This is a genomic window from Thalassolituus marinus (assembly GCF_020320395.1).
Lineage (GTDB): Bacteria > Pseudomonadota > Gammaproteobacteria > Pseudomonadales > Oceanobacteraceae > Venatoribacter > Venatoribacter marinus.
In genome coordinates this window covers 23,040-33,791 of record NZ_JAEDAH010000106.1, presented here as the reverse complement: position 1 = coordinate 33,791, position 10,752 = coordinate 23,040, and the positions used below count along the sequence as shown (strand labels likewise).

The window sequence follows — 10,752 nt, the reverse complement described above, 5'->3', positions numbered from 1 at the left end:
AAGTTCCCCTGGTAGGCAGTAGGCATTGCAGATTTAAAAGTCGTTTATAGAAAACAGATATCTTTAAACTGTGGGACAGCAGTGAGGGATAGGGCAAATTTCGCCGCTCGCAAAAACGCGGGCAGCGACGCTTATTAACTGCTTAGCCAGGCTGGGCTGTCATCACACTGATGGCCTTGCCCTGATGCTGATCTTCCTGCCATAAACACCAGCCCAGCGACTGATACAGAGCGGTCTGGTCCTCGGTGAACAGATACAGTTTTGCCACACCCGCCTGCCAGGCATTGGCCATAACCTGACGAATCAGACGCTTGGCCAGCCCTCGTCCGCGCCACTGCGGTAACACAAACACATTGGCCAGCCAGGGAGATAGTTGTGGGTAGCTGCTCAGGTCGTGACGCAACAAACTGGCGGTTGCCACCACCTCATCATCCACCAGCAACAGCCAGGTCGAAGGCAGAATATCGCCACTCATGGTGCTGGCAAGATCCGTGCGGAAATCCTGCAGAGAATCCTGCGGATAGAGTGACTGCCATTCGTTGAAATGCCACTGTGCAATATCATCCAGAACCTGTGGACGCTGCTGCAGTGGCAGAATGCGGATTTCAGGCATCGACGGTCAGTTGCAGCAGGTTATCGATTACCCAGTCCGGTGCTGATTCAGCGATATCGGCACCGTGGTTGTAGCCGTAGGTCAGCGCCGCACTGCGTATACCGGCATTTTTAGCCGCCTGAATATCGTTGCGCGAATCACCAATCATCAACGCTGTTTGCGGGGCAATATCCAATACGCTGCAGGCATGCAGCAACGGCAGTGCAGATGGCTTTTTCTCAGCCAGATCATCACCGCAGATAATCAGCTCAAAATGCGCCATCCAACCCAGCGATTCAAGCAATGGCAGGGTAAATAAACGCGGCTTGTTGGTGACCAGCACCTTTGGCAAGCTGGCCTGTTCAAGCCAGGCTTCAACGCCTGGGTAGGCTCCGGTAGCGTGATGCAGCACACTCAGATACGCCTGATCAAACAGCGCACGCGCCGGTTCCACTGCTGCCGCCGTGAGCGCCAGCGCCTGTTGTTCATCGCCATCCACCAATGCACGACGCACCAGCAGGTCGGCACCATTGCCCACCCAGTGGCTGACCGCGGTTTCGCCCGCAGGCTGACGCCCGAGCTGTTGCAACATAGTGTCGATGGCAGCGGCCAGATCCGGAACCGAGTCGATTAAGGTACCGTCGAGATCCAGCAGGCACAGTGCCGGCCCCTGCTCTCCAAAGGCCGCACGTATGGCGGAATTCCAGCTCGCCATTATTGCGCAGCAGCGATTTCAGCGCGCATCTGATCAATCACAGTTTTGTAGTCCGGTGCGTTGAAAATCGCGGAACCGGCCACGAACATATCAGCACCGGCTGCGGTGATTTCACGGATGTTATCCACTTTCACACCACCATCAATTTCCAGGCGGATATCACGACCAGAAGCTGCAATTTTAGCGCGCGCTTCACGCAGTTTATCCAGCGTACCCGGAATAAACGACTGACCACCAAAGCCCGGGTTAACCGACATCAGCAGCACCACATCCAGCTTATCCATCACGTAATCCATGTAGTGCAGCGGCGTCGCCGGGTTAAACACCAGACCGGCTTTACAACCAGCAGACTTGATCAGCTGCAGGCTGCGGTCGATATGTTCAGAGGCTTCCGGGTGAAAGGTAATGTAGGTGGCACCGGCTTCAATAAAGTCACCGATAATACGGTCAACCGGTTTCACCATCAGGTGCACATCAATCGGTGCGGTTACGCCGTAGTCACGCAGAGCCTTACATACCATAGGACCAATGGTCAGGTTCGGTACGTAATGGTTATCCATAACATCAAAGTGCACCACATCCGCGCCGGCTTCGAGGACTTTATCGACATCCTCACCCAGTCGGGCAAAGTCAGCGGAGAGAATGGATGGGGCAATCAGAAAATCTTTCATGGCATGTTCCGGGCTGAATACGGTAAGCGCGCATTGTACGGTGAGCGACCGCGCATCTCCAGCGGGAACGGCTTTTGCTTTATGCCATTCCATACACATTATTCGCCGGAATCCTGACGTACATGGCCGCCACTCAACATCCGATGCTCCGTACATTTCAGCGTTGCAGCCTGATTCTGCTGATGCTGTGTGCTGGCCCGTACGCCCATGCCGCGACAGACGAAAACGGCCAGCCATTGCCGGCAGATAACGACACTGCTGCCAGCGAGGGCTCAGACAACGCAGTGCAGACTGATAACAGCGAGCCCAGCGACGAGGCTGTGGACGAAAACTTTGTTGTTCAGCGGCCGCGAGTGCTGCCAGACGAAGAACAGAAACGCCATCAGGCGGTGGTCGATTACCTGCAGCAGTTCAGCCGCAGCGGCGAGCTGATCACCATGATGGCAGGCGATGATCGCTTCAACGGTCTCTATCTCAGTGAAACCGCAGGTAAGCCCCAGGGTGCCGTACTGATTCTGCATGACACCGAGCAACACGGACACTGGCCTTATGTCGTTGCACCACTGCGTGAACAACTACCCGCCAGTGGCTGGGCCACCCTCAGCATAGAACTGCCCACACCACCGCAAGCGCCTGTACCGGCTCGACCGGTATACAGCAGTCCGGCTGAAGAAAGCCCAGCGGAAGATGACGCTGCCAACGCAGAAAGCGAAGCAGGCAGTGACGACAAGCAACAGGAAGTCGCCAGCGCAGATGCCAGCGACAGCGATGGTCCGACACAGGATGGTGAGGTGGATGGCGCCGCTGACAATGAAAACCTGAACAGCGACAACGAACCGGCCTTACCCAAACTGACAGGGCTGCCTGCGATTGCGGATAACGATGCAGCAGCTGAGGTTCCCGCTCAGCCCGAGGTATCCGCCGAAGACAAATTCCGCGACGCCATGCTGGCCCGCATCAGCCAGAGCGTCAGCTATCTGAACCAGCGCGGGCAACTGAATATCGTCATTGTGGCTACCGGCAGCAGCGCTGGCTGGGCCAGTGAATATCTGCAGCAAAAACCCGCTACTGTGGTTAAAGGTAAAGGCAAGGACAGCGAGGAAAAGGGGTACACCCTGGTCCTGATTGACGCCACCGATCATCGTCTGAACCGCATACCTCTGGTTCAGCGCCTGACTGAACTGGATTTACCGGTACTCGACCTGATCAGCCCGGCCGGGATTACCCCAGGCTGGCAGGCGTCTCAGCGCGCCGGGGCTATGCGCCACCGGCAGAAAAGTGGCTATCAGCAGATTCAGGTGCCAGCCTTTGCCTTGCAGTATGACGATAACAACCTGCTGGTGCGGCGTGTGCGTGGCTGGCTGAAAACCCATGCGGCAGGAACTGAGCTGCCAACCGGCTGATTGCGCAAAACCTTCTATACTGCAAGGACAACGCTGTAAGTATTCACCGCGCGTTCATGGATTTCACAGGACCAAACCGTTATGGCTACTCCGATTTTTGTTACTGCCGCCAGTATCGCCGCTGAATTACATCAGGCCATGCTGGAGGCCAAAGGTCTGGCGCTGACTGCCAAAAATGCACGAGCACTGGCAGTGCGAGCAGGCTCGAAGACTGTTGGTTTTAAGGCCATCACGCATTTTATTGATGAACTAGCATCAGACATTATCCGCCAGTCACAATACATCAACGGCGTGTCTGAACATTTATCCCAGCATGCGGTGGCGTTGTGGCGAGCCACCATGGCAGCGGATAAATTTGAATGGATTTCAGGTCAGCACAGCACCAATCTGGATTCGCTGCAGGTTGCCATGAAAAAGAGTTACGAGTCGCGGGAAGTGTTATCCGCGCAACTGTCCCGTGGATTACGCGAACTCGAACAACAACTGGAAGAAGGCGATAAACATATCCGTACCGCCAACCTGATTGCGACCTCCAGTAAGGTAGAAGCCGCTTCTGCCGGTGATTTCCGCAACCAACTGGAAGTTATTGCTCAGAACATTACGGAAACGGCCGATAAGATCAGAGCGCACCTGAGCCGCGCACGAAATCTTCTGGGTCAGCGACAAAAACATAACTGACCCGATCCGTATCAAGGATAACCAGGGCCTGATAACAAGGAAAACTGACCATGCTGGCAACCACCCTTTACGAAGATGGCGATCACCGCTGGATTATGTTCGGTCGTGATCCGAACAAAACCGAAGGCATTATCGATACCAACCAATATCTTATTCAAAGCGGTAATCAGGCCATTCTGCTCGATCCCGGCGGTATTGAGTTGTTCGCCCCCATGTTGTCCGCCGTACTGAAATTCGTACCCGCTGAAAAAATTACTCACCTGTTTGCCTCGCATCAGGACCCGGATATTATTTCGTCGCTGGGCTTATGGGATCAGGCTCTGCCCAACGCAAAGCTGTATTCGCCATGGCTGTGGGAAAGCTTTATTCGCCACTTTGGTATGGAACGCATCGAATACTGCGCAATTCCTGACGAGGGAATGACCATCAACCTTGGCCGGATTCAGTTGCAGTTTATTCCTGCCCATTATCTGCACTCCTCCGGTAACTTCCATGTGTATGATCCGAAAGCCGGTATTCTGATGAGTGGTGACGTTGGCGCTGCACTGGAAGCCACGGACGCGCCGATCTGGGTCGATAATATGGCCAGCCACACGCCGAAAATGAAAAAATTCCATCAGCGCTGGATGCCGTCAAATGAAGCAAAACTCGACTGGATTCGCCGCGTGCGACAGCTGAACATTAATATCATGGCGCCACAACATGGCCGCCTGTTTCAGCCACCCTATGTGAACGAGTTTTTAAACTGGTTTGAAGAATTGCCTGTGGGCATTGCCATTCGCTGATGGCCAGACGAATAAATTACGACCAATAAAAAACTGGAGCCAGGCTCCCGCCACCGTCCCACAGTTTTAAAGATATCTGTTTTCTATAAGCGACTTTTAAATCCGCATTGCCTACTGCCTACCAGGGGAACTTACCGAGCGTCGGACCGCCCCTGGCCGGCAGGGCCGACCCCAGCTTTTCGCTCCCGGAGCGTTATCCTCATTCTCTCGATTTTTCAGGCCACGGGCCCATGCGACATCCCTGTCGCCGTCCGCTCGCCGGGCATCCATGCCCGTCGGACCAGAAAAATCATCGTTCATTTCGGCGCTCCAGAATGCGAAGGAATGGCTTCCTCTATGCTGCTTTTTAATACAACTCCATCGCTGAATTTCAGTCAGAGACATGAAATTCAGGTTCTGGCGGGAGGCTTTAAATTAGGCTGTGAGATTAACTAATACAGCGCCTCTGGGCTCGCCGCAGAAAGCGTAGAGATTTCCGACCTGCCCGACGGGACTCGGGCAAGCGGCCCCGGCCATGGATGGCCGATGGGACGTGAGGTCAGGAAATATCAAGGTTTCAAGGGTAAACGAGCCAGGACAGCGCGAAGCGGGCCGATTTTTGCTCCTGCAAAACCTGCATTTCCGCCATCCTTGGCGGTCAGGAGTTAAGCCCGTCCGGCGAGAGGGGCGGTCCGACGTATCGGAAGGCCCCTCTATGAGGACAAGGGGCCTGGAATATCTCACAAAAGTACGAATAAAATTTGTGGGACACTAGTGGAAGCCAGGCTCCCGTTTTTTATTCTTTATTTAAACGATTTACAGCAGCCAGCCACCGACCGTTGCTGCAGCGATCATAATCATCCAGATAGACACGCTGCGCAGGTGCAGCTGTTGCCACTCCTGCAGCTCTCCGGCCGCAGCTTCACTGTCGTTCTCCACCGAATGCCATTCACGTTTCTCGCCGTTCTGACACAGCGAGCTGGCGGCAATATCAAACAGCACGGTGGCACTGGGGGTGCGCAGATTCCATAAATAACGCTGCCAGACCGGCAGTGCGCGCATCAGATTACCGGCCAGACCATAGGTCAATCCGAGTAAGCGAACCGGCCCCCACTCCAGCCAATGCAGGTAACGCCAGGCTTTATCATCACAATCACTGGCACGGGCGTACTGCACGCTGAACCAGGCCAGCAAGACACCCGCTACATCCGCCACCATGTACCAGAACACCATCAGGAAAAAATATTCAAACCAGCGGTGCATCAGCGCATGAATCACCTGTTCGTTCATACTGGTCAGATCATCGGAAACCGACACTTCCGGCAGCGCCAGAAACTGCTCGGCACAATGGTAAGCGCCCTGAGTATCACCGCGCTGAATATCCTCCTGATACTCTTTCAGGTGACGCTCAATACCGCTGTGCGATAACACATACAGCAGCAACAGAATTTCCAGAACAAAAGTCAGCAGCCCCCAGAAATAGCGATCCAGATACCAGAACGCCAGCGTCACCAGCGTCGTCGGCAGCACCACAATCAGCACGTAACGCAGATGACGCGGAATACGCGTGAACCACTGTCGTGGAGTCCACCAGGAAAGCCAGCGCGCAAAACTGCGACTGCGGGTGCTGCGCTGCGGCAATGGCAGTTGGTACTGAGCCATCAGTGCGATAAACAGAATAAGAAACTTCATACGTCCTCCTGTGCACTGGCTGAATTCATACGGTGCGCCAGTCCCTGAAACAGACGATGCCAGTTAAATGCAATACCGGGGTCAGTTTTCCTGCCCGGTGCAATATGTTCGTGGCCGGTAATCCTGCCGCGATGTAAGTCAGGATAAGCAGCCAACAGCGCTTCACTGACGTCAATCAGAGTGCGGTACTGTGCGTCGGTATACGCGTCGGTATCCGTTCCCTCAAGCTCTATACCTACAGAATAGTCGTTACAGTTATCTCTGCCGGAATGACATGACGCACCGGCATGCCAGGCACGATCGTTCAGGTTAACAAACTGTACGACCTCACCCTGGCGGTTAATAAATAAATGACTGGAAACCTGCAGTGCTGCAATTTCAGCAAAATAAGGATGATCTGCCACCGGCAGACGATTCTGAAAGAAAGCCTCAACGTAGCCACCGCCATACTGTCCGGGTGGCAGACTGATGTTGTGAATAACCAGCAGGGTTATATCGCCGGCGCCATCAGTCGGCCGGGGGCCGAAGTTTGGCGAAGGACACCAGCGAGCCGGAGCCAGCCGTCCGTCAGTGATTGTGAAATCTGTCACCCGTATCATCTCTGTCAGAATCGGAAAGCGGTTATGCCGTTTGGCGATGCTGTTCCGCACCTTTATAGTGGTCGCTACTATGGCAGCTCCGGCCCCTTGTGTAAAAGGGCCACCAGGTCTGAGCGAGCGTCCCGCTGCCGCCATGCTGATAATCATAATGAACAGCAACGTCGTCGTACTCCGGACAGTTGCAGAGCACTAACCACAGGGAAGCAGAGTCATGCTTGATTTCATCAATACCATTAATGGTCTCGCCTGGGGCGCCCCCATGCTGTTACTGATCGGCCTTACCGGTCTGTATTTAACTCTGGGCCTCAAGGCCTATCCGGTGCGCAATATCGGCCGTGGCTTTTCTTACTTATGGAAAAACCGTCACGGTCGCGGCGATGGCGAGATCTCAGGCTTCAACGCACTGATGACGTCACTGTCCGCCACTATTGGTACCGGTAACATCGCAGGTGTTGCCACCGCCATCGCTGCTGGCGGCCCCGGCGCCGTATTCTGGATGTGGGTCATTGCGCTGGTTGGTATGGCCACTAAATACTCTGAAGCGGTTCTGGCTGTGCACTTCCGCGAGAAAAATGCCGAAGGCCATTTCGTCGGTGGCCCGATGTACTACATCCGCAATGGCCTCGGCAGCAAGTTCACCTGGCTGGCCGTGCTATTCGCCTTCTTCGGAATGTTTGCCGGCTTCGGTATCGGCAATGGCGTGCAGGCGAACTCGGTTGCCGATGCATTGCACGGCGGTTTCGGTATTCCCGAGTGGGCAACCGGTGTCGGTATCGCGGTGCTGGTTGGCCTGGTCCTGCTGGGCGGCATTCGCCGTATCTCCGAAGTGGCGGGCAAACTGGTGCCGTTTATGGCGATTGCCTACGTGCTGGGCGGTATTGTTCTGCTGATCATCTTCGCCGACCGCGTCCCTGCAGCCATTGCGCTGATTGTTGAGCACGCATTTACCCCGGTTTCTGCCGCTGGCGGCTTTGCCGGAGCAACAGTGTGGGCAGCCATCCGCTTTGGTGTGGCTCGCGGTGTATTCTCTAACGAAGCAGGTCTTGGCAGTGCTCCTATCGCCCACGCCGCTGCGCAAACCGACAGTCCGGTGCGTCAGGGCTCAATCGCCATGCTGGGTACCTTTATCGATACCATCGTCATCTGCTCCATCACCGGTATTGTTATTGTCGCTTCCGGTGCCTGGCAGCTGTGCCCGGACACCGTCAGTGAATGCGTAGCTGGTGCTGGCCTGAGTGGTGCTTCCCTGACCTCTGCCGCCTTTGCTGCTGGTTTGCCGGGTATCGGCAGTTATATCGTGACGCTCGGACTGGCTGTTTTCGCCTTTACCACCATTATTGGCTGGTCTTTTTACGGTGAGAAATGCACCGAGTTCCTGTTCGGTGTAAAATCCGTGCCCGTTTTCCGGGTGATCTGGGTATTAGCGATTCCGGTAGGTGCCACGTACCAACTGGACGTCGCCTGGCTGATTGCCGATACCCTCAATGCACTGATGGCGCTGCCAAACCTGATTGCGCTGCTGTTGCTGAGCCCGGTGGTTTTCAAGCTGACAAAGAGTTTCCTGACCCATGGATCTGAGCCTTCATCAAAATGACATCGAGACAGCTGTTCAACGTGCTCTGCAGGAGGACGTAGGCAGCGGCGATATTACCGCTCAGCTGATTCCGGCCGGCGAAATGGCAAAAGCGCGCATTATCTCGCGCGAGCGCGCCATCATTGCCGGTAAAGCCTGGGTCGATGAAGTGTTCCGCCAGCTCGATCCGTCGGTCAGTGTGATCTGGCGCGTACAGGAAGGCGAATGGGTGCGTCCGGATCAAACCCTGTTCGAACTGCAAGGCTCCGCCCGCTCACTGCTGACCGGTGAGCGTTGTGCCCTGAACTTCCTGCAAAGCCTGTCGGGTACTGCCACTCTGTGCCGCAGCTACGCCGACCGCGTTGCCGGCACCGGGGTAAAGCTGCTGGATACCCGTAAAACCATCCCGGGTCTGCGCATTGCGCAGAAGTACGCGGTCAGCGTCGGTGGCTGCTTTAACCACCGTATTGGTCTGTATGACGCCTTCCTGATCAAGGAAAACCACATCATGGCCGCTGGTGGTATCAGCGCTGCTGTAGCTCAGGCTCATCAGATTGCTCCGGGAAAACCGGTTGAGGTGGAAGTTGAAACCCTGACGCAACTGGATGAAGCCATTGATGCCGGTGCCGACATCATCATGCTGGATAACTTCACGCCAGCCACCATGACCGATGCTGTGAAACACGCACGTGAGCGCAGCCAGGGCCGGGTAAAACTGGAGGCGTCCGGTGGCATTACCGACGCTACCCTGCTGAGCTATGCCTCCACCGGGGTGGATTTCATTTCCATTGGTGCCCTGACCAAGGATTGCAAAGCCATCGACCTGTCGATGCGCCTGATCTGATTGTCCACGCCTTAAAAATCAGAACAGTGGCTTCACCTGCATCTTGCGACCAATAAAGTGACAATATTTGTCACTTTGTTGCACAGCATTTCACCAGTAAAAAAAAACATTTCAGATAAGCCTTAAAAAACGTGATGCAGGCCATAAAACAGGGCTTGCAGAGGGCGTTTTCCATTGGCACACTTCTGGCTATGTCATAAAGCGTGACACGGCAGCAGCGGAAACTCCGGTGAGGCCCATAATTAAAAATCTCAAATGAGAGTGGAGAATTCCTATGAAAGGTCAAAAAGGTTTTACCCTGATCGAACTGATGATCGTTGTTGCGATTATCGGTATTCTGGCTTCTGTTGCGATCCCTATGTACCGCGACTACACCATCCGTACTAAAACTCAGACTGCACTGTCTGCTGTAACTAACATCCAGAAAGCTCTGGCTGTAGCAGCAAACCAGGGCGATAGCCTGGGTACAGCTATCTCCTGGACCTCAAGTGCAGTTACTGGTGGCTTCGCTGACATCGGCATGCGTACTCCAGCGGCTGCTGAAATTCCAGATGGCGTATTTTCTATCGCTGTAAGCACTGGTGGTGTGATCGTTGTAACCCTGGAAAGCAAAGTTGACGGTAACACAGCTAACGACAGTTTCATCACTATCACCCCAACCTTCGGTAATGCCCAGACTACATGGTCCTACGCCTACACTGCAGGTACCGGTGTAAACACTGAAGTTGCTACTATGCTGCAAACTCAGGTAGCTAAAAACAACTAATATCTGTTAGTTGAATAAAAAGGAGGCTTCGGCCTCCTTTTTTGTTGCCTGCATCACGGCACCACCGATAGCGACTGGCGACGACCAGCGACCTCTGGTATGTTCAGTAGCAAAAAGCTTAATGCCGTTGGGGAATTATAAATGGCCATGCTGACGGGCTTACCACGCCGCATTGTCGAACAGCAATTGCTGTCACAGGATCAGGCCTGGCTAAAGCCAGAAAAGAAAAGCACAGCTTTGTACAGGAAGCGGTAGCTTCCGGTCAGGTGAAAGCCCGCGCCGTCGCACTCTTGGCATCGGAAGAGTTTGGATTGCCAGTGCTGGATCTGGCGGCCTTTGATTTTGAGCTGATGCCACGTGAGCTGGTTGCCAATGACCTGATTGAAAAGCACCGGGTACTGCCGTTGTTCCAACGCGGCAACCGACTCTACATCGCTCAGAGCGATCCTTCCGCA

Annotated in this window: 12 protein-coding genes; 7 read left to right on the top strand and 5 right to left on the bottom strand. The window is 54.5% G+C overall.

The window, feature by feature from the left end; translation table 11 throughout:
* Window positions 1-142: 142 nt before the first annotated feature.
* Genes I9W95_RS18220 through rpe form a run of 3 tightly spaced genes read right to left on the bottom strand, consistent with a single transcriptional unit; the run spans window position 143 to window position 1,978 of the window.
* Window positions 143-613: a GNAT family N-acetyltransferase gene (locus I9W95_RS18220; RefSeq protein ID WP_225677515.1), complete on the bottom strand. Its 471-nt coding sequence runs from the start codon at window positions 611-613 to the stop codon at window positions 143-145.
* Entirely contained in the window at window positions 606-1,307 is a 702-nt protein-coding gene (locus I9W95_RS18215; protein WP_225677513.1) for a phosphoglycolate phosphatase, read from the bottom strand. The genes I9W95_RS18220 and I9W95_RS18215 overlap by 8 nt, the downstream gene beginning before the upstream one ends.
* A complete protein-coding gene (gene rpe / locus I9W95_RS18210; protein ID WP_225677510.1) occupies window positions 1,307-1,978 on the bottom strand; it encodes a ribulose-phosphate 3-epimerase in 672 nt (223 codons plus the stop codon). The genes I9W95_RS18215 and rpe overlap by 1 nt, the downstream gene beginning before the upstream one ends.
* 122 nt (window positions 1,979-2,100) lie before the next feature.
* On the opposite strand from rpe, the gene I9W95_RS18205 reads away from it, so the two are divergent.
* The 3 genes from I9W95_RS18205 (at window position 2,101) to I9W95_RS18195 (ending at window position 4,844) form a co-directional block, all read left to right on the top strand.
* On the top strand, window positions 2,101-3,381 hold the full coding sequence (locus I9W95_RS18205; RefSeq protein ID WP_225677508.1) for a DUF3530 family protein: 1,281 nt from the start codon (window positions 2,101-2,103) through the stop codon (window positions 3,379-3,381).
* Window positions 3,382-3,462: 81 nt separating this feature from the next.
* Window positions 3,463-4,059: a hypothetical protein gene (locus tag I9W95_RS18200; protein ID WP_225677507.1), complete on the top strand. Its 597-nt coding sequence runs from the start codon at window positions 3,463-3,465 to the stop codon at window positions 4,057-4,059.
* A 50-nt stretch (window positions 4,060-4,109) separates the two neighbouring features.
* On the top strand, window positions 4,110-4,844 hold the full coding sequence (locus tag I9W95_RS18195) for an oxygen-binding di-iron domain-containing protein (protein WP_225677506.1): 735 nt from the start codon (window positions 4,110-4,112) through the stop codon (window positions 4,842-4,844).
* A gap of 795 nt (window positions 4,845-5,639) precedes the next feature.
* Here I9W95_RS18195 and ampE read toward each other — a convergent pair.
* Both ampE and ampD read right to left on the bottom strand, forming a co-directional pair.
* A complete protein-coding gene (gene ampE / locus I9W95_RS18190; protein ID WP_225677504.1) occupies window positions 5,640-6,515 on the bottom strand; it encodes a regulatory signaling modulator protein AmpE in 876 nt (291 codons plus the stop codon).
* Window positions 6,512-7,114 carry a 1,6-anhydro-N-acetylmuramyl-L-alanine amidase AmpD gene (gene ampD / locus I9W95_RS18185; RefSeq protein WP_225677502.1) on the bottom strand — a complete coding sequence of 201 codons (603 nt, stop codon included), beginning with the start codon at window positions 7,112-7,114 and terminating at the stop codon, window positions 6,512-6,514. Before ampD ends, ampE begins: the two co-directional genes overlap by 4 nt.
* 211 nt (window positions 7,115-7,325) lie before the next feature.
* On the opposite strand from ampD, the gene I9W95_RS18180 reads away from it, so the two are divergent.
* The 4 genes from I9W95_RS18180 to I9W95_RS18165 form a co-directional block, all read left to right on the top strand.
* Complete coding sequence (locus I9W95_RS18180; protein WP_225677500.1) at window positions 7,326-8,708, top strand: alanine/glycine:cation symporter family protein; 1,383 nt, start codon at window positions 7,326-7,328, stop codon at window positions 8,706-8,708.
* Window positions 8,683-9,531 (top strand): carboxylating nicotinate-nucleotide diphosphorylase, encoded by an 849-nt coding sequence (nadC, locus tag I9W95_RS18175; protein ID WP_225677499.1) that lies wholly within the window; start codon window positions 8,683-8,685, stop codon window positions 9,529-9,531. The genes I9W95_RS18180 and nadC overlap by 26 nt, the downstream gene beginning before the upstream one ends.
* A 274-nt stretch (window positions 9,532-9,805) precedes the next feature.
* Entirely contained in the window at window positions 9,806-10,297 is a 492-nt protein-coding gene (locus I9W95_RS18570) for a pilin (protein ID WP_318653633.1), read from the top strand.
* 266 nt (window positions 10,298-10,563) lie between these two features.
* Window positions 10,564-10,752: GspE/PulE/PilB domain-containing protein (locus I9W95_RS18165; protein WP_451923602.1), on the top strand; the 189-nt coding region annotated here is incomplete at its 3' end.

Coding starts and splice junctions, on each gene's coding strand:
- I9W95_RS18220 (WP_225677515.1), bottom strand. CDS start 613: ATGCCTGAAATCCGCATTCTGCCACTGCAGCAGCGTCCACAGGTTCTG.
- I9W95_RS18215 (WP_225677513.1), bottom strand. CDS start 1,307: ATGGCGAGCTGGAATTCCGCCATACGTGCGGCCTTTGGAGAGCAGGGG.
- rpe (WP_225677510.1), bottom strand. CDS start 1,978: ATGAAAGATTTTCTGATTGCCCCATCCATTCTCTCCGCTGACTTTGCC.
- I9W95_RS18205 (WP_225677508.1), top strand. CDS start 2,101: ATGGCCGCCACTCAACATCCGATGCTCCGTACATTTCAGCGTTGCAGC.
- I9W95_RS18200 (WP_225677507.1), top strand. CDS start 3,463: ATGGCTACTCCGATTTTTGTTACTGCCGCCAGTATCGCCGCTGAATTA.
- I9W95_RS18195 (WP_225677506.1), top strand. CDS start 4,110: ATGCTGGCAACCACCCTTTACGAAGATGGCGATCACCGCTGGATTATG.
- ampE (WP_225677504.1), bottom strand. CDS start 6,515: ATGAAGTTTCTTATTCTGTTTATCGCACTGATGGCTCAGTACCAACTG.
- ampD (WP_225677502.1), bottom strand. CDS start 7,114: ATGATACGGGTGACAGATTTCACAATCACTGACGGACGGCTGGCTCCG.
- I9W95_RS18180 (WP_225677500.1), top strand. CDS start 7,326: ATGCTTGATTTCATCAATACCATTAATGGTCTCGCCTGGGGCGCCCCC.
- nadC (WP_225677499.1), top strand. CDS start 8,683: ATGGATCTGAGCCTTCATCAAAATGACATCGAGACAGCTGTTCAACGT.
- I9W95_RS18570 (WP_318653633.1), top strand. CDS start 9,806: ATGAAAGGTCAAAAAGGTTTTACCCTGATCGAACTGATGATCGTTGTT.